Below are 16,143 nucleotides of genomic sequence, written 5' to 3'. Positions count from 1 at the left end.
ATGGACGCAGCCGGCCTGACTCCGTTCGAACTGTCCCTGGTCCGCGCCACGCAGGAGGGGCTGCCGATCCGGCGGGATCCATACCGGGCCGTGGCCGCGCGGCTGGGCGTCACCGAAGCCGAGGTGATGGCGCAGTTGCGCGACATGCTCGCGCGCGGCGTGATACGGCGCATCGGCGTGGTACCCAACCACTACGCGCTCGGATTCGTGGCCAACGCCATGTCGGTCTGGGACGTGGAAGACGGTCAGGCCGACGCTGTGGGAGCCTGGTTGGGTCAGCGCGCGGACGTGAGCCATTGCTACCGGCGTCCCCGGCATCCGCCGCTGTGGCGCTACAACCTCTACGCCATGCTGCACGGGACCGATCGCGCGGCGGTGCTGGCGCGCATCGATGACGTCGCCGAGGCTTTGCACGTGCGCTTTCCGGACGCCCTGCGTGCGCACGACGCGCTGTTTTCCTCGGCAATCCTGAAAAAGACTGGCCTGCGCCTGAAAGAAGGCCAGGGGCCGGCAACATAGCGAGGAATTCCGCATGTTCCGCATCTCTGCCTTCGTGTCTGAACTGCTGCGTCCCACGCCGCTTGCGCCGCGCCGTGGGGCGGCCGGGCCCGTGGTGATCTGGAACCTGATCCGGCGCTGCAACCTGCATTGCCGGCATTGCTACTCCGCTTCGGTCGACAAGGACTTCGCCGGCGAATTGGACTACGCCGAGGTCTGCGCAGTCATGGACGATCTGCATGCCTACGGTGTGAGGGCGCTGATCCTGTCTGGCGGCGAACCGCTGTTGCGGCCGGACATTTTCGATATTGCGCGCCGGGCCAAGGCCATGGGCTTCTACGTGGGCCTGTCGTCCAATGGCACTCTGATAGACGGGTGCAACATCGAGTCCATCGCCGGTTGCGGCTTCGACTACGTGGGCATTTCGCTGGACGGCCTGGGCGCGACGCACGACCGCTTCCGGGGCGAGGCGGGCGCCTTCGATGCCTCGCTGGCAGGCATCCGGCTGTGCAGGGACCGCGGCCTCAAGGTCGGCATCCGCTACACCCTGACCCAGGGCAACGCCGACGATCTTCCCGGGCTGCTGGCATTGCTGGACGCCGAGAATGTCGACCGCTTCTACTTTTCACACTTGAACTACGCCGGCCGCGGCGGCCGCAACCGGGGCGAGGACAGCCATCACCGCATGACGCGCGCGGCCATGGAGCGGATCTTCGAAACCTGCCTGGAACAAGCCGCGGCCGGCAGACCGCGTGAGTTCACGTCCGGCAATAACGATGCCGACGGCGTGTTCTTCCTGCACTGGGTGCGTCGCCGGTTCCCGCAGAGCGCGCCGCATATCGAGGCCAGGCTGCGCCTGTGGGGCGGCAACGCCAGCGGCATGAACGTCGCGAACATCGACAATCGCGGCAATGTCCATGCCGACACCATGTGGTGGCACTACACTCTGGGAAATGTGCGCTTGCGGCCCTTTTCGGAGATCTGGTCGGATCCCGCCGAACCCTTGCTCAAGCTGCTGCGGCTGCGGCCGCGGCCCGTCAAGGGACGCTGCGCCAGCTGCGCCCACCTGGACATCTGCAACGGCAACACCCGCATCCGTGCGCAGAAGCAGTCGGGCGACCTCTGGGCCGAGGACCCCGGCTGTTATCTGACCGAAGACGAGACAGGAGTGTGAATGGAATTCCCGCCCAACCCGGTGGATGCAGAAGACGCGCCGCTGCAGCGCGCCTGGCAGCTGTTCGATGAGTACAACCGGCGCGATCCCAATCTGGTCGCCTGGAATGGCGCGATGCAGCCGCGCGAATGGCTGCACGCCCAATTCCTCCACGCCTGGGTGACGAAGCTGGCCCCGCAGGCCGGCTCTGCCTTGCGGCTGGCCGCCCGCTGCCAGCACATCGGCCGCTGGGAGGTCCCGCGCGAGGCCTGTCCGGCCGGCAGGGCTGGCTATCTGCAATGGCGCAATACGCTCAAGGAGCATCACGCGGACGTCGCCGCAAGGCTGTTAGCCAGCGCAGGCCATGACGCGCAAACCATACAGGCGGTGCTGAAGATCGTGCGCAAGCAGGGCATCAAGCGCGATGCCGACGTCCAATGCATGGAGAACGCGCTGTGCCTGGTGTTTTTGGAGCACCAGTACGAGGAATTCTGCGAACGCTATCCGGACAAGGTCGTCGCGGTGTTGCAGAAGACCTGGCACAAGATGGACGAAGCCGGCAGGCAGGCGGCTGCGTCACTGTCCTTCAGCGAGCGGGGCCAGGCTTATCTGGCGGCTGCGCTGGCGGGCGGCGAGGAAGCGGGGACCTGACTTCCTGATCGCGGCGCTGGTCCGGGGCCGGACGTTCACAGGACGTTGCATGCCACGCCGCAAGCCGATATTCGTCGCGCCAGCAGCTTCGCGTCGTGCGCGGTTCCCAGCAGCAGGACGGCGCGCTGGCCCGCCTGCACCTGGCGGGCCAGCCAGTCCAGTCCCTCGCCTGCGGCCACGGCCGGATCAGGCTGCAGGCCCGGGCCTTTCAGCTCGATTCTCGCCGCGTCCCGCCGTGCCTTGTCCAATATGGCCGGATTGACCGCCGGCACGTGCGCGACCAGGTCGGCCTGGTTCAGCAGGCGCAAGGCGCGCAGGGTCAACAGATCGGCGGGGCCGTCGGCGGCTGCCAATATCGCCGCGCTGCCTGTGCGGGGCAGGGTATCGGCCTGCATCGCGGCTTCGAGGGCCAGACCGGCCTGCCTGCCGTCGCCGGCCGCCAGCAACGAGGGCAGCGGGCCGTCCAGCATCCAGTCGTAGAAGTCGCGACGTTGCTCCAGGTCGCGGAAGCGCGCAACGATGCGGTTGCGATAGCGTGCCGCGAGCCGGGCCAGATCTCCCGTGCTTTCGTCGAGCAAGGCTTCGAGCCGTTCGCGGATGCGCCGCGCCAGCACGGGCGCACAGCCTCCTGAAGAAATCGCCACCACCAGCGGAGAACGGTCCAGGATGGCGGGCACTTGTATCGTCGAAAGAACGGGATCGTCGACCACGTTGCAGGGAATGCGGCGCGCAAGCGCCGCCGCGGCAACCGCCTGGTTCGTGCCGCCCTGATCGGTCGCGGCCACCGCCAGCCAGGCGCCGTCCAGGCAGGCCGGCGAGAAGACGGCCGGCATATGCTGGAACTGGTCCTGGTCCGCGGCTGCGCGCAGCCAGGGCGTCAGGGCCGGCGCCGCCACGGCAACGGCGGCGCCGGCCCTGAGCAGCAGCCTGATCTTGCGTTCGGCCACGGCCCCGCCGCCCACCACGACCACCCGCCGGCCGGCCAGGTTGAAGTACACCGGGAAGAGCATCGCGGATGGCGCGTCCATGGCGGCCTGCTCCCTTACTTGCGGCTGGAGAAGTACTGGGCCAGTTCCTGGATGGCTTCGGGGCTCAAGGGCTCGGCCATCGAACTCATGACCGGGTCATTGCGCTCCCGGGTCTTGAAGGCATTGAGCTGTTTGACCAGGTACTCCGTCTTCTGCCCTGCAAGATTGGGGTACAGGCCGACGGCGCTGATGCCGTCCGCGCCATGGCAGGAGGCGCATAGCGGCAGCATGGCGGAGACGCGGGGCGAGAGCGTGTCGGGATTGCCGCCGGCGACCAGGGCGGGCTGCCCGTCGGCGGCCAGCGCGTGCGCGGCGGCCTGGGACAGCAGCAGTGCCGTGAGTATGCGGAATAGCGTTTTCATATGTGGGTTCCTCGGCTCAGAATTTGCGCGTTTCGGACAGGCCGATGGTCAGCCAGCGGGTGCGGGCGCGGGAGAAAATGCCCGAGGGGCTTTCCATCTTGTGTTCCGCCACCAGCTCCAGGGTCTTGCTGTCGTAGATCTTGATGCGGTCGCCCCAGTAGCCCGAGCTGACATAGAGGTAATTGCCGGTGCGGTTGTAGTCGGGGAAGAAGGCATGCCCGCCCACGTCCAGCGTCTTGGCCACTTCCAGCGTGTTCTTGTCGATCAGCTGGATCCAGGCCGCGCGCTTGTCCTTGTCGACAATGTCCACCGCCACGTAGGGCGCGTTCGGATGCGCGGCGGGCGATTCGGTGGCTCCGGCCACCGGGATCTGCTTGACCACGGAAAAGTCCTTGGTGTCCCAGACCGTGACCACGGAGCCCTTTGCGCAGGTGCCGATGTTGGTGCCGAAGGCCAGGAAGCGGCCGTTGACTTCGGTCACCGCGCCCGATCCGACGTGAGGCTGGCAGCCGGCGGGTATGTCGCGCACCACCTTGTCGTCCTTGAAGTCGATCGCGACGATCTTGTTGTCGTCATAGGACGCGACCATGGAGTAGCGCCCGTCGGGCGTGAGGAAGGTGTCATGCAGCATGCGGCCGACCTTGGTCAGCTTGGTCACGGGCATGTCGGGCTTGTCGGGGTCGATGATCCAGATCTGGCCAGCCTGGCGCAGCGTCAGCGCGAACTTATTGTTGATCCGGCTGCCGATGACGGGCCCGCCGGCCGATTTGACGAACTTGCCGTCCGGATCTTCGCCCTCAAGGTCCATGTACTTGACCGGTTCCAGCGTGTCCGCCTTCAGGATGGCGACGCTCTTGGGCACGAACGAACTGATGGCCAGCCACTTGCCGTCGTTGGACAGGGCGATACCGGGGCCGGTCAGGCCGACCTTGGCCTTGCGCACGATCTGCAGCGAGTACAGGTCGATCTTGTAGACCATGCCGTCGTCGCTCTTGAGCCAGGCCCAGCGTTCCGCCACGGGGCTGAAATCCATGATGTGCGGCGCCACCGGCGTGGCGATCTCGCCGACCACCTTGTTGGTCTTGCCGTCCAGGAACACGGTGCGCGCATTGTTGCCCGCGTCGCCACGCCCATAGCGTCCGCGCGCCATGACCACCATCAGGTCGTAGACGGTGTCGATGGCGTAGGTCGGCTTGGCGGGCAGGGTGGCTTCGTCGACCACCACCTGCACGCTGGCGCGGATCTGGTCCAGCCCCCATTTGGGATCGTCCGCCGTCTGCGTCTTGATGAGCCGGGCCAGCGCCCGGATCTCTTCGTCGGACAGGCGGCCCACGAAGGGCGGCATCAGCGTGTCGGGGATGCCGGTCATGATGGTGCCGCGCAGCGCCGCCTCGCTCTGGACCAGGCGGTCGCTGGTTAGGCCCGGCGCGATGTAGCCGCCGCGGTCGGCGCCATGACAGACGGCGCAGTTCTGCTGGAACAGCTGATTCGCCTTGAGGTACTCCCCGGTCGGCGCACTCCAGGCGGCGCCGGCCGAGACGAACAGCAAGGCCGCGCTCAATAGCTTGGTGTGCATGTCGATCTCTCCCGTAAGGTTTTGCCGAAACTGCGGCACATGCACTGTGTCATCGCGGCGCCGGGCCGATAAGGCACGGCTCACGCCTGCACAATGGTTACGGTCCAATCTGTTTTTTGACATAGGACAAAGTGAGGCCGTGGCCAAAGCACTACCGTGATAGCAAACGGAGCGCGGCCGGCCCGCGCCGCTTCGAAAGGCCGGCGCCATTTTTTGTCCTGTGGTTGTCCGCCATGTTTTCACTCCCGCTCTCTCTATCCCGCCAGGATGCAAAACCCTACAAGCAGCAGATCGCCGACCAGATCGAGGCGTTGATACGCGCCGGACGGTTGCAGGAAGGGGACAGGCTGCCGGCCATCAATCGGATGTCATCGCTGCTGCAGGTATCGAAGAACACCGTGCTGGGCGCGTATGAACTGCTGATCGATTCCAGCTTGATCCAGAGCAAGCCCAGCCGCGGCTATTTCGTGACGTTGAATCGCAGCCTGGTCATCAATCCGCGTTGCCCCGATTTCGTCCAGGACCGTCCGCCGGTCTACGCCGACGCCGTCAGCCAGGCTCTGTCCAGCGGCGTCTGCGGCCAGTCGCCGCCGATGCCCCTGCGCTATGACTTCAAGGTCGGCCGTCCCTCGGTCCACGCCTTTCCGCTGCGCCAGTTCATCACGCTGTCGAACCAGCTGCTGCGGCATGCGGGCTGCGCCATGGCCGAATATGCGCCGCCGGCCGGCCTGTGGGGCTTGCGCGTGCAGATTGCCGATTACCTGTCGGCGGCCAAGGCGTTGAAGGTCGAACCGGAACAGGTGCTGATCACGGCCGGCAGTCAGGAGGCTTTGAGTCTGATCGCCTCGCATTTCCTGGACCGCCACGGCAGGGCGGTGTTCGAGTCGCCCTGTTACGCGGGATTCAGGAATCTGGTGCGGCGGCATGGCGCGCAGGAGGCGCCGGTTCCGGTGGACGGGCAGGGACTGCGCACGGATCTGTTGCCGGAAGGGCCGGCCAGGCTGGCCTATGTGACGCCGTCGCACCAGTACCCCCTGGGCCACGCCATGTCGCTGTCTCGCAGACGGCAGTTGCTCGAATGGGCGGGCCGCAGCGGCGCGCTGATCATCGAGGACGACTACGACGGCGACTTTTGCTATGAGTCTGTACTGCCCATGCCGCTGGCCGCGATGAGCCCGCGGCAGGTCGTGTACCTGGGGACGTTCTCCAAGACGCTGGGGCCCGGCCTGAGGCTGGGATACATGGTTTGCCCGCCTGCGCTGGTCGACGATTTCGTCGAACGCAAGGCCTTGCTCAACAACGGCAGTCCATGGCTGACGCAGGCCGTGCTGGCGCGCTACTTCGATGAGAACTGTTTCGCGCGCCACCTGCAGACCTTGCGGCGGCGCTACCAGGCGCAGCGCGACGAACTGCTGCGCGGCATCCGCAAGGTCTGGGGTGGACGCGGCCGGATCAGCGGACAGAATTCAGGGATGCACCTGGCCTTCGAACTGCCGGCGGACAGCCCACCCGCCGACGCGGTCGCCGCGGCCGCGCTGGCGCAGGGCGTGAGGCTGTATCCACTGGCCCAGGCCGCCGCCTGTGCCGCCGAGGGCGCCGAGCCCCGACATCTGCTGTTCGGCTTTGCCGGTCTGGATACTGGCGAGATCGCCCAGGCCATGGCGCGCGTGCACGCGGCTTGCAAACAATTGCAGGAATCCTGTCAGGACCGGGCGGCGTCTCGCCCGTCTCTGGACGAAGCGCGCTGCGCGGGTGTCTAGCACGCCTGCCGCGTTTCCGGTAGGGACGGCGGCGCAGCGCGGGGACTGGCGGCATCGCTATGCGGCGCTGCCGCGTCGTTCGTAGAATCAATTTGTCCTATGACAATATAAGATTCGTTCGGCCTGTGGGCAACCTGGGGCGGACGGTCACGCATGGAGATGCTGCGATGCCGATTACCGCTACCGGGCCCGTCCCGCTGACTTCCCGCCGGCCCGTGCCGGAGGTTCCGAATGCCGCAGCCCGGACCGGCAGGCGCCTGAACCGGACCGATGCCGCGTTCCTGCTGATCTGCCTTGCCGGCTGCGCCTATGCGTTGGCGGAGTTCGGCCCGCTCCTGAACGGCTACGAGAAAGCGATGCTGATCGGCGCCGTGCCGACCCTGGCCTGGCTGGGATGGTTGTGGCGCCCCTTGCGGACTCTGGCCCTGTCCAGCGGCGCCAGCGCGCTGCTGGCCGTGTGGCTGTATGCGGGCGGGGCAGGGCTGCTGCAGGGCGATCTGGGGCGCGCCGAAAGCGTCTTCCTGCTCAAGTACCTGCTGTCGTCGCAGTCGTCCATACTCTGGATGAGCTGCCTGTTCGTGCTGGGCACGCTCTGCTACTGGGCGGGACTGGCCCGGCCCGCGATCGCCTGGCTGGGCACTGTCCTGACGTGGGGCGGGGTATGGGCAGGGCTGACCGGCCTGCTGGTGCGCTGGCGCGAAGGGCATCTGCTGGGACCGGATGTCGGACACATTCCAGTCAGCAACCTGTACGAGGTATTTGTTTTTTTCGCGCTGGTCACGGCGCTGTTCTACCTCTACTACGAGGCCCGCTACGCCACGCGGGCGCTGGGCGGCTTCGTCATGCTGGTGGTTGCCTCGATGGTCGTCTTCCTGTCCTGGTATTCGCTCACGCGCGGCGCCCATCAGATCCAGCCGTTGGTCCCCGCGCTGCAAAGCTGGTGGATGAAGCTGCACGTGCCGGCCAATTTCATTGGCTACGGCACGTTCTCGCTGGCGGGCGCGGTGGGTTTAGCCTACCTGGTCAAGCTGCACGGGCAGAGCGCCGCAGGCAAGCGTCTGATTCCGGTTTTCCTGCTGGGTGCGCTGCTATGCGCCGAGCCGATGATCTTCGGCTCGCGGCGGCTGTCGCCTGTGTGGATGCTGTATTTCGGCGCGGGCGCCATCCTCGTGGGCGCGGTGCTGGCGCTGCGCCGGCCGATTGCCCGCCGGCTGCCGTCCCTGGAGGTGCTGGAGGACATCATGTACCGGGCCATCGCGCTGGGTTTCGCCTTTTTCACCGTGGCCACCGTGCTGGGCGCGTTATGGGCCGCCGACGCCTGGGGCGCGTACTGGCAATGGGATCCCAAGGAGACCTGGGCGCTGATCGTATGGCTGAACTATGCCGCCTGGCTGCACATGCGGCTGCTCAAGGGGCTGCGGGGAGAGGTGGCGGCCTACTGGGCGCTCGCCGGCCTGGTGGTGACGAGCTTCGCCTTTCTGGGGGTGAACATGTTCCTGTCGGGCCTGCATTCGTACGGCAGCCTGTAGGCCCCTGCCGCCTTGCGGGCGGCGATGCGCGCTGGCATCGGGTGTCTTGGCGGAAGCGGTGAGATTCGAACTCACGAACGGTTGCCCGTTGCCGGTTTTCAAGACCGGTGCAATCGACCACTCTGCCACGCTTCCTGGTATTGCGTATATTCCGGCGATCCGGCCATCAGGCAAACAATCTGCCAGGCCGGGAACACGATACGCCGTAAAGGGCGCAATAATAATCCATTTGCTGCAAAGGAGGCACGCGATGCACGCCGTAGAAATCTCTCGCCCTGGTGGCCCCGAGGTCCTGGTCCCCGTGGAGCGCCCCACGCCGGAAACCGGCGCGGGTGAAGTTCTGATCAAAGTCAGCGCCGCAGGCGTCAATCGTCCCGACGTGTTCCAGCGCAAGGGCAACTACGCGCCGCCGCGCGGCGCCTCGGACCTGCCGGGCCTGGAAGTGGCCGGCGAAATCGTCGGCGGCGACCTGGCTGGCAGCGGTTTCGCCATGGGCGACAAGGTCTGCGCCCTGGTGGCGGGCGGCGGCTACGCGGAATACTGCGTGGCGCCCGCGGCGCAATGCCTGCCCATCCCCAAGGGTCTGTCCGACATCGAGGCCGCCGGCCTGCCGGAAACCTATTTCACGGTCTGGAGCAACGTCTTCGACCGCGGCCGCCTGTCCGAAGGCGAGGCGCTGCTGGTGCACGGCGGCGCCAGCGGCATCGGCACCACGGCCATCCAGCTGGCCCGCGCCATGGGCCACAAGGTCTATGCCACCGTCGGCAGCGACGACCGGGCCCGCGCCGTGGAAGCGCTGGGCGCCGAACGCGGCATCAACTACAAGACCCAGGATTTCGTGAAGGAAGTGCTGGACGCCACCGGCGGACGCGGCGTGGACGTGATCCTGGACATGGTGGCCGGCGATTACATCGGCCGCGACATGCAGTGCCTGGCCGACGACGGCCGCATCGTCATCATTGCCCAGCTGGGCGGTTCCCACGCCAATGTGGACACGGCCCAGGTCATGCGCCGCCGCCTGACCATCACCGGCTCGACCTTGCGTCCCCGTCCGGTCGCCTTCAAGGGCGCCATCGCCCGTGCGCTGCGTGAACAGGCCTGGCCCTTGCTGGAAAAAGGGGCCATCAAGCCCATCGTGCACGCCACCTTCCCGCTGGCCGAGGCTTCCCGCGCCCATGCCATGATGGAAAGCGGTGAAAACATCGGCAAAATCATCCTGACCATGTAAGAAATGGGGGGCGCTCGGCGTAGCGTCCCGCAACAGGATACAATCACGGGTTTCGCCTGGAATTTTTTCCAGGCAGGCCCGTGGGCGGTTGCTACGCAGCCCTTGGCTCGCCCCAGTCCAACCGATACAGATACCTCGCCATGACTTCAGTCGAAAACCGCGCCCGCCTCGTGCTGGGCAACTGGAAGATGCACGGCAACCTGGCCGAGAACGCCGCGTTGCTGACCGAGCTGCGCGCCGCGGATGCTGCGAGCCACTGCGAAATCGGCATCTGTGTGCCGTTCCCCTATCTCGCGCAGGCGGCGTCGGCCCTGACCGGCAGCAGCGTGTCCTGGGGCGCGCAAGACGTCAGCGCGCATGAAAAGGGCGCCTACACCGGGGAAGTCTCCGGCGCCATGCTGAAGGAATTCGGCTGCCGCTGGGCCCTGGCCGGCCACTCCGAGCGCCGCGTGCTGCACGGCGAGACCGACGAAGCCGTCGCCGCCAAGGCCCAGGCCGCGCTGGCCGCCGGCCTGACGCCGGTGGTGTGCGTGGGCGAGTCCCTGGCCGACCGCGAAGCCGGCAACACGCTGGCCGTGATCGAACGCCAGTTGAAGCCCGTGCTGGCGCTGGGCGCCGAGGCGGTTTCGCGCATGGTCCTGGCCTATGAGCCCGTCTGGGCCATCGGCACCGGCCGCACCGCCAGCCCCGAGCAGGCGCAGGAAGTCCATGGCGCCATCCGCGCCGCCCTGCGCGCGCTGGGCGCCGCGCAGGTGCAAGTGTTGTACGGCGGCAGCGTCAAAGCTGCCAATGCCGCCAGTCTGTTCGCCATGACTGATATCGACGGAGCCCTGGTCGGCGGCGCGTCGCTCGTGGCCGAAGAATTTTTGCGAATCGCCGCTATCTAAGTTTCCGTTCCGGAGTCTGTAATGCCCTTGATGCTCAAAATCCTGCTGGCCGTCCAAGTGATCTCGGCGCTGGCTATCATCGTCCTGGTCCTGCTTCAGCAGGGCAAAGGCGCCGACATGGGGTCCGCCTTCGGCAGCGGCTCGGCCGGCAGCCTGTTCGGCGCCACCGGCGCGGCGAACTTCCTCTCGCGCGCGACCAAGTGGGCCGCCGTGGTCTTCTTCGCGTCCACCGCCGGCCTGGCTTATGTCAGCCACAAGGGCAATAGCGGCCCGGCCGTCGACTCGGGCGTGATGCAGAGCTTCCCGGCCGACCGTTCGGTGCCGCAAGTGCCGGGCGCGGCGCCTGCTCCCGCTGGCTCGTCGGTTCCCGGCGCCGCCTCGGTTCCCGGCGCGGCTTCCGTGCCCGCCGCTCCGGCCAAGCCCGACGCGTCGGTGCCCTCGGCCCCGGCCGCTCCCGCCACCCCGGCCGCTCCGGCCGCAGGCGAAAAGCCCGCCGAAACGCCCGCGAAGTAAGGCACAGCAAACGGAAAGGCCGGCACATGCCGGCCTTTTTCATGGGCGGCGCGCGCCTGCCCGGACATCCTGTCATCGGCGGCCGTTAGCATGCGTCGTCGCCGCGCCGGCAGCGGGTAGGGTATCGTTGCCTGCGCACCCGGTTCCCGTTTCTCGATCTCCGCCATGGCCACATCCAAACGCACTCCCCGAACCCCGACCGCCGCCGATCAGCAGCGGGGCTCGCCGCAGGCCATGCTGGCGCGCATCCAGAGCCTGTTGCCCTCGATGGGGGCGGCCTCGCAGCGCATTGGCGAGTTCGTCATACGCAACCCCGCCGAGGTGGTGCACATGTCGGTCAGTGAAGTGGCCGAGCGCACCCAGTGCAGCGAAGGCAGCGTGGTGGGCTTTTGCAAGCTGCTGGGGGCCACGGGCTTTCAACAGCTGAAGATCGCGCTGGCGCAGCAGATCGTGCAGCCGGTGCAGTACATCCACGAAGACCTGGCCGCCCAGGACACGCCCGAGCAGGTCGTCAGCAAGATCTTCCATAGCAATATCCAGACCCTGCAGGAAACCGAATCGGTGCTGGACGTGGCAGCGCTGTCGGCCGCGGTGGACCTGATACGCGGCGCCCGCCGCGTTGAAATCTACGGCATCGGCAGCTCGGCCGTCATCGCGCACGACGCGCACTACCGCATGCTGCGCATCGGGCTGCATGCCACCGCAGTGACCGATTCCCACGTGCAGGCCATCAGCGCGTCGCTGACCGGGCCGGACGTCGCTGTGCTGACCATTTCGCACTCGGGCAGCACGCACGAGACGGTGTTGGCGACGCGGCTGGCCAAGGAAGCCGGCGCGCGCACGATCTGCATCACCAATTTCGGCAAATCGCCGATCCAGGAGCATGCGGACGTGGTGCTGCACACCATGTCGCGCGAGACCCGTTTCCGCACCGAGGCCATGACCAGCCGGCTGGCCCAGCTCGCCATCATCGACACCCTCATCGCTTGCCTGGCCTTGTCCGACTACGACAAGGCCGTCTCCACGCTGCGCAGCACCTTCGACGTGCTGTCGAACAAGCGCTACTGATCGTCTTCAATGCCCGCCGGCAGCGCATGTCGGCGCGGGCACGCGCTGTCCAGCAGCCTCGCCACGTCCGGCGCATCCGCGCAGGGCGCATTGCCCACCAGCAGGTAGCCGATACCCAGGCGTACCGCACCCAGCCCATCGGTGCGCACGTTGTCGCCGATCACCGTGACGTCCGCAGGCGCCAGGCCCAGCCGGCGCAATCCTTCCTCCAGCAGCATGGCTCCCGGCTTGCCGAGTATGTGCGGCCGCGCGCCGGGCGCGCAGGCCAGCACCGACTGCAATAGCGCGCCCGTCTCCGGGACGATGGCGCCTTGCGGGCCGGGATGGGTGAGGTCGCCGTTGCTGACCATCAACGCCGCGCCCCGCGCCAGCTCGCCTGCCAGGGTCTGCAGCGTCCCGTAGCCGAAGGAGAGATCGCGCGCCAGCAGCACGATGTCCGCATCGCGGTCGACCAACGCCAGCCCCAGTCCGGCCGCGAAACTGCGCAATGCGTCCGAGGCGCAGAGCAGCACCGCGGCCCGCGGGTTTTGCCGGGCGATATGGCGCACGGCCTGTTCACCGGCCAGGACCAGCATTCCGGCCTGCACCGGCAGGCCCATCGCCCGTAAACGCGGCGCCAGGTCCGCCGCCGTGTCGGTGGAATTGTTGGACACGATGACGCAGCGCCCTGCCCAGCGGGTCAGCAGCTCGCTGGCGCCCGGTATCACTTCATGCCCCCGGATCAATGTCCCGTCCAGGTCCAGGATCAGGCCGCGTGATCGGGCGGTCCAGGGCGGTTCTGCCGTCGGCGCTTGGGGGAAGGAAGCGAGGGGAGTGCGGGCAATGCGGGTCATGGATCGGCGTGGTGGCGTCGAAGCGCGTGCAGGGTTGAAAGAAGTGGGCGCCCGCTACGGTTCGGGCCTGCCCGGCGGCTGTGATTCTATCTGAACAAAATTCAAAAATTCATTTTTTTGATTTGAGAAATTTTCATTTGCCTGTCATGTGCGGTGACTAATCTGCGTTCCGGAATCAGGGCCGAGCACGCTGCGCCCCGATGGCAACCTCAACAAGACTAGGAACAGAAAAATGAAGATCCGCACCTGCGCGTCCGCCCTGGCGCTGGTTTCCCTGCTGGCCGCCGCGCCTCTCGCACAAGCCCAATCCCTGGCAGACGGCTCGCAGCAACGTCCGCTGCGCGTGCTGCTGATACCCGCCGACGGCGGCACCGAGTCGGGCACCAAGGCCGACTACGCGCCGATCTTCAACGCGATCACGCGCAGCACCGGCCTGCATTTTCAACTGACCGTGGGCCAGTCCTACGGCGCCGTGGTCGAAGGCATGTGCAACCAGTTGGCCGAGGTCGCGTTCCTGGGTCCGGTTTCCTACGTGCAGGCGCATGAGCGCCAATGTGCGCAATTGCTGGCCGTGGGCGTGCAGAAGGGCGAATCCGCCTACTACGCCGCGATGTTCGCCAAGGCTGATTCGCCGATCAATACGTTGGCCGATCTGAAGGGCAAGCGCGCCGCGTTCGGCGACGTGAATTCGGCCTCCAGCTTCACCTTCCAGGTGGCATCCATGATCAAGGACGGCATGGACCCGGCCAAGGACCTGGCGGCGCTGCAACTGACCGGCAGCCACGCCAGCAGCCTCGCCGCGCTGGTACAGGGCCAGGTCGACGCGGCCGCGCTGTCGTTCGATTCCTTCGACAAGGCGGTGCGCCAGGGCGCGGTGGACCCGAAGTCCGTGAAGGTGATCTTCAAGAGCGAACCCATCCCGTATCCGCCGTTGGCGATGAACACCAAGCTGCCCGAGACGCTGAAGGCCACGCTCAAGCAAGCCTTTGCCACGGTCCATCAGGCGCCCGGCGTAACGCCTGACATGGTGCGCGGCTATGGCGGCGCCAAGCTGGATCGTTTCGACACCGAGTTCTCCGAGGCGCAGTTCGCCGGCCCGGCCTCGAAGATGGCCCTGCTGACCGACGAGATCAAGGGAGAAATCCTGCAGAAGGCGGCACAGCGGTGATCGGCGGAGCAAGCGAAATGGACATGCTGCGCTATGACGCTGTAGGCATGCGCTATGCCGATGGGACCGCGGCGCTGAACTCGGTGTCGCTGCAGGTGCCGCGCGGCCAGTTCTGCGTGATCCTGGGCGCCTCGGGCGCGGGCAAGTCGACTTTGCTGCGCATGGCCAACGGCTTGACCGCGCCCACCCAAGGCGAAGTGTGGGTCGATGGCACGCAGGTGCAGCCCTCGACGCTGGCGGCCGTGCGGCCACGGATCGGCATGGTGCATCAGCACTTCAACCTGGTGTCGCGCGCGACGGTCGCGACCAACGTGCTGTCGGGCGCGCTGCCCGGCTTGCCGGCATGGCGCGCCTATCTGATGCGCTTCCCCGCGGAATTGCGCGAACGGGCCTGCAAGCTGGTGCGCGAAGTCGGCCTGCAGCCCGAGCACCTGCAACGCCGCGTGAGCGAATTGTCCGGCGGCCAGCAGCAGCGCGTGGGCATCGCCCGAGCGTTCATGCTGGCTCCGGCCTTGCTGCTGGCCGACGAGCCGGTGGCCAGCCTGGACCCGCGCATCAGCCGCGACATCCTGGAGTTGTTGCGCAATCAGGCACGCGAACGCGGCGCCACCGTGCTCTGCAGCCTGCATCAGGTCGACCTGGCCCGCGAGTTCGCCGACCGCATCGTGGCCCTGCGCCATGGCGTCATGGTGTTCGACGGACCGGCGGGCGCGTTCGATGAGGCCACTGCCCGTGCGCTGTATCAGGCGCCGCAGGCGGAAAGCGGCATGGCCGCGCTTGCGGGCCGCGGCCATGCTGAACCTCGCATGGCCAGGCCGATCCGGCCGGCGGTGCTGTCGGCGGGAGGCGCGCAATGAACACGCATGCATTGAAGACGCCGGCCGACAACGCGGCCTGGCGCCTGGATCCGCCCTATGGCGCCCGCGCGCTGCTGATCGTGATCGCCGCGCTGATGCTGTTCCTCTACACCGGGCAGCGGGTCGAGATGGGTCGCATGGCGGCGCTCACCCTGGACGGCGCGCTGGCGGCGGTGGGCCTGAAGGAGCAGTCCCAGGTCACCTCGGGCCTGGGCGCCCTGGCCGACAACCTGTTCCCGCTGCAGGTCTCGTACCGCACCGAGACTTCGCGCATAGAGGGCTTCGACCCGGACAGGCTGCCGTGGCTGGCGCATGTGGAAACGGTGCAGGTGACCGAGAGCCGGCTGAATCCGCACACGCTGAAGATGGAAGACGAGGTATCCACGCAGACCTATCTGGTCGAGCCGCTGGGCTATCTATGGCGGGTGGCGGTGAAGATGGTAGAGACCTTCGAGATCGCGATCTGGGCGACCTTGCTGGCCGTGCTGGGCAGTGCGCCGCTGGCCTATTGCAGCGCCCGCAACTACGCGCCCAACCGCCTGCTGTACGTGGCGGCGCGCGCCATCGTCAGCATGTTCCGTGCGATGCCCGAGCTGATCTGCGCGCTGTTCCTGGTGCTGGCCTACGGCTTCGGCCCGATTGCCGGGGTGCTGGCGCTGGCCATTCATTCGATGGGATTCCTGGGCAAGTTCTACGCCGAGGACATCGAAACGGCCGACACCAAGCCGCAAGAGGCGCTGGCCGCGATCGGCGCCAGCAAGCCGCGCGTGCTGGCCTACGCAGTGCTGCCGCAGGTCATGCCCAAGTTCACCGGCTACACCCTGTACATCCTGGACCGCAACGTGCGCATGGCGACCGTCGTGGGCCTGGTGGGCGCGGGCGGCATCGGCCAGGAACTCAAAGGCCGCTACGACATGTACCAGTACGCCCACGTCGGGACCATTCTCGTCGTGATCTTCATCACCGTGTTCTTGCTGGACCAGGTCGCCGCCCGCTTGCGGCGCCGCTTGAGCTGAGCCGGCGCGGCGGCCA

At 67.0% G+C, this 16,143-nt stretch carries 16 protein-coding genes and 1 tRNA gene; 12 read left to right on the top strand and 5 right to left on the bottom strand.

Annotation, left to right across the window (positions count from 1 at the left end; all coding sequences use genetic code 11):
- Genes IB257_RS17290 through IB257_RS17280 form a run of 3 tightly spaced genes read left to right on the top strand, consistent with a single transcriptional unit; the run spans nt 1 to nt 2,302 of the window.
- Nucleotides 1-519, top strand: a complete 519-nt coding sequence (locus IB257_RS17290; protein WP_192492619.1) for an Lrp/AsnC family transcriptional regulator — start codon at nt 1-3, stop codon at nt 517-519.
- 13 nt (nt 520-532) lie between these two features.
- Nucleotides 533-1,672 carry a heme d1 biosynthesis radical SAM protein NirJ gene (nirJ, locus tag IB257_RS17285; RefSeq protein ID WP_125470934.1) on the top strand — a complete coding sequence of 380 codons (1,140 nt, stop codon included), beginning with the start codon at nt 533-535 and terminating at the stop codon, nt 1,670-1,672.
- Entirely contained in the window at nt 1,673-2,302 is a 630-nt protein-coding gene (locus IB257_RS17280) for a DUF4202 domain-containing protein (protein ID WP_119450850.1), read from the top strand.
- Between the two features lie 35 nt (nt 2,303-2,337).
- Here the strand turns inward: IB257_RS17280 and IB257_RS17275 are convergent, their stop codons facing one another.
- The 3 genes from IB257_RS17275 to IB257_RS17265 are packed head-to-tail and all read right to left on the bottom strand — an operon-like array spanning nt 2,338 to nt 5,268.
- A complete protein-coding gene (locus IB257_RS17275; RefSeq protein WP_225588997.1) occupies nt 2,338-3,330 on the bottom strand; it encodes a bifunctional precorrin-2 dehydrogenase/sirohydrochlorin ferrochelatase in 993 nt (330 codons plus the stop codon).
- Nucleotides 3,331-3,344: 14 nt separating this feature from the next.
- The gene (locus tag IB257_RS17270; RefSeq protein WP_118931727.1) at nt 3,345-3,692 is read right to left on the bottom strand and encodes a cytochrome c; all 348 of its coding nucleotides are present in this window, start codon (nt 3,690-3,692) and stop codon (nt 3,345-3,347) included.
- A 16-nt stretch (nt 3,693-3,708) separates the two neighbouring features.
- On the bottom strand, nt 3,709-5,268 hold the full coding sequence (locus IB257_RS17265; protein WP_119450851.1) for a nitrite reductase: 1,560 nt from the start codon (nt 5,266-5,268) through the stop codon (nt 3,709-3,711).
- A gap of 233 nt (nt 5,269-5,501) precedes the next feature.
- On the opposite strand from IB257_RS17265, the gene IB257_RS17260 reads away from it, so the two are divergent.
- On the top strand, nt 5,502-7,028 hold the full coding sequence (locus tag IB257_RS17260; protein WP_119450852.1) for a PLP-dependent aminotransferase family protein: 1,527 nt from the start codon (nt 5,502-5,504) through the stop codon (nt 7,026-7,028).
- A gap of 167 nt (nt 7,029-7,195) precedes the next feature.
- A complete protein-coding gene (gene ccsB, locus IB257_RS17255) occupies nt 7,196-8,557 on the top strand; it encodes a c-type cytochrome biogenesis protein CcsB (protein WP_192492618.1) in 1,362 nt (453 codons plus the stop codon).
- Between the two features lie 47 nt (nt 8,558-8,604).
- On the opposite strand, the gene IB257_RS17250 is transcribed toward ccsB, so the two are convergent.
- Nucleotides 8,605-8,692 (bottom strand) — tRNA-Ser (locus tag IB257_RS17250).
- A gap of 115 nt (nt 8,693-8,807) precedes the next feature.
- On the opposite strand from IB257_RS17250, the gene IB257_RS17245 reads away from it, so the two are divergent.
- The 4 genes from IB257_RS17245 to IB257_RS17230 all read left to right on the top strand — a co-directional run bounded on the left by IB257_RS17245 (nt 8,808) and on the right by IB257_RS17230 (nt 12,253).
- Complete coding sequence (locus IB257_RS17245; protein WP_054450236.1) at nt 8,808-9,785, top strand: NAD(P)H-quinone oxidoreductase; 978 nt, start codon at nt 8,808-8,810, stop codon at nt 9,783-9,785.
- A gap of 140 nt (nt 9,786-9,925) precedes the next feature.
- Nucleotides 9,926-10,672: a triose-phosphate isomerase gene (tpiA, locus tag IB257_RS17240; RefSeq protein WP_054450238.1), complete on the top strand. Its 747-nt coding sequence runs from the start codon at nt 9,926-9,928 to the stop codon at nt 10,670-10,672.
- 21 nt (nt 10,673-10,693) lie between these two features.
- Entirely contained in the window at nt 10,694-11,185 is a 492-nt protein-coding gene (gene secG, locus IB257_RS17235; RefSeq protein ID WP_192492617.1) for a preprotein translocase subunit SecG, read from the top strand.
- A 165-nt stretch (nt 11,186-11,350) separates the two neighbouring features.
- The gene (locus IB257_RS17230; protein WP_225588996.1) at nt 11,351-12,253 is read left to right on the top strand and encodes a MurR/RpiR family transcriptional regulator; all 903 of its coding nucleotides are present in this window, start codon (nt 11,351-11,353) and stop codon (nt 12,251-12,253) included.
- Here IB257_RS17230 and IB257_RS17225 read toward each other — a convergent pair.
- On the bottom strand, nt 12,247-13,086 hold the full coding sequence (locus tag IB257_RS17225; protein WP_119450854.1) for an HAD-IIA family hydrolase: 840 nt from the start codon (nt 13,084-13,086) through the stop codon (nt 12,247-12,249). The two genes, IB257_RS17230 and IB257_RS17225, sit on opposite strands and share 7 nt — an antisense overlap.
- Before the next feature lie 232 nt (nt 13,087-13,318).
- Between IB257_RS17225 and IB257_RS17220 the strand changes: the two genes are divergently transcribed.
- From IB257_RS17220 to phnE, 3 genes are read left to right on the top strand one after another with little or no spacing between them, the layout of a single operon-like run.
- Complete coding sequence (locus tag IB257_RS17220; protein ID WP_119450855.1) at nt 13,319-14,254, top strand: phosphate/phosphite/phosphonate ABC transporter substrate-binding protein; 936 nt, start codon at nt 13,319-13,321, stop codon at nt 14,252-14,254.
- A gap of 17 nt (nt 14,255-14,271) precedes the next feature.
- Nucleotides 14,272-15,111 carry a phosphonate ABC transporter ATP-binding protein gene (locus tag IB257_RS17215; RefSeq protein WP_054450248.1) on the top strand — a complete coding sequence of 280 codons (840 nt, stop codon included), beginning with the start codon at nt 14,272-14,274 and terminating at the stop codon, nt 15,109-15,111.
- Entirely contained in the window at nt 15,108-16,127 is a 1,020-nt protein-coding gene (gene phnE / locus IB257_RS17210) for a phosphonate ABC transporter, permease protein PhnE (protein ID WP_175213882.1), read from the top strand. Before IB257_RS17215 ends, phnE begins: the two co-directional genes overlap by 4 nt.
- Nucleotides 16,128-16,143 lie beyond the last annotated feature (16 nt).

This window comes from Achromobacter sp. ACM03 (assembly GCF_014851665.1).
GTDB classification, from domain to species: domain Bacteria; phylum Pseudomonadota; class Gammaproteobacteria; order Burkholderiales; family Burkholderiaceae_B; genus Achromobacter; species Achromobacter aegrifaciens.
Note: the sequence above shows the minus strand (reverse complement) of the source record. Positions and strands in the feature narration are given on the sequence as shown.

What these genes read in the sequence shown, in the direction of transcription:
- IB257_RS17290 (WP_192492619.1), top strand. Translation starts at nt 1, where the DNA reads ATGGACGCAGCCGGCCTGACTCCGTTCGAACTGTCCCTGGTCCGCGCC.
- nirJ (WP_125470934.1), top strand. Translation starts at nt 533, where the DNA reads ATGTTCCGCATCTCTGCCTTCGTGTCTGAACTGCTGCGTCCCACGCCG.
- IB257_RS17280 (WP_119450850.1), top strand. Translation starts at nt 1,673, where the DNA reads ATGGAATTCCCGCCCAACCCGGTGGATGCAGAAGACGCGCCGCTGCAG.
- IB257_RS17275 (WP_225588997.1), bottom strand. Translation starts at nt 3,330, where the DNA reads ATGGACGCGCCATCCGCGATGCTCTTCCCGGTGTACTTCAACCTGGCC.
- IB257_RS17270 (WP_118931727.1), bottom strand. Translation starts at nt 3,692, where the DNA reads ATGAAAACGCTATTCCGCATACTCACGGCACTGCTGCTGTCCCAGGCC.
- IB257_RS17265 (WP_119450851.1), bottom strand. Translation starts at nt 5,268, where the DNA reads ATGCACACCAAGCTATTGAGCGCGGCCTTGCTGTTCGTCTCGGCCGGC.
- IB257_RS17260 (WP_119450852.1), top strand. Translation starts at nt 5,502, where the DNA reads ATGTTTTCACTCCCGCTCTCTCTATCCCGCCAGGATGCAAAACCCTAC.
- ccsB (WP_192492618.1), top strand. Translation starts at nt 7,196, where the DNA reads ATGCCGATTACCGCTACCGGGCCCGTCCCGCTGACTTCCCGCCGGCCC.
- IB257_RS17245 (WP_054450236.1), top strand. Translation starts at nt 8,808, where the DNA reads ATGCACGCCGTAGAAATCTCTCGCCCTGGTGGCCCCGAGGTCCTGGTC.
- tpiA (WP_054450238.1), top strand. Translation starts at nt 9,926, where the DNA reads ATGACTTCAGTCGAAAACCGCGCCCGCCTCGTGCTGGGCAACTGGAAG.
- secG (WP_192492617.1), top strand. Translation starts at nt 10,694, where the DNA reads ATGCCCTTGATGCTCAAAATCCTGCTGGCCGTCCAAGTGATCTCGGCG.
- IB257_RS17230 (WP_225588996.1), top strand. Translation starts at nt 11,351, where the DNA reads ATGGCCACATCCAAACGCACTCCCCGAACCCCGACCGCCGCCGATCAG.
- IB257_RS17225 (WP_119450854.1), bottom strand. Translation starts at nt 13,086, where the DNA reads ATGACCCGCATTGCCCGCACTCCCCTCGCTTCCTTCCCCCAAGCGCCG.
- IB257_RS17220 (WP_119450855.1), top strand. Translation starts at nt 13,319, where the DNA reads ATGAAGATCCGCACCTGCGCGTCCGCCCTGGCGCTGGTTTCCCTGCTG.
- IB257_RS17215 (WP_054450248.1), top strand. Translation starts at nt 14,272, where the DNA reads ATGGACATGCTGCGCTATGACGCTGTAGGCATGCGCTATGCCGATGGG.
- phnE (WP_175213882.1), top strand. Translation starts at nt 15,108, where the DNA reads ATGAACACGCATGCATTGAAGACGCCGGCCGACAACGCGGCCTGGCGC.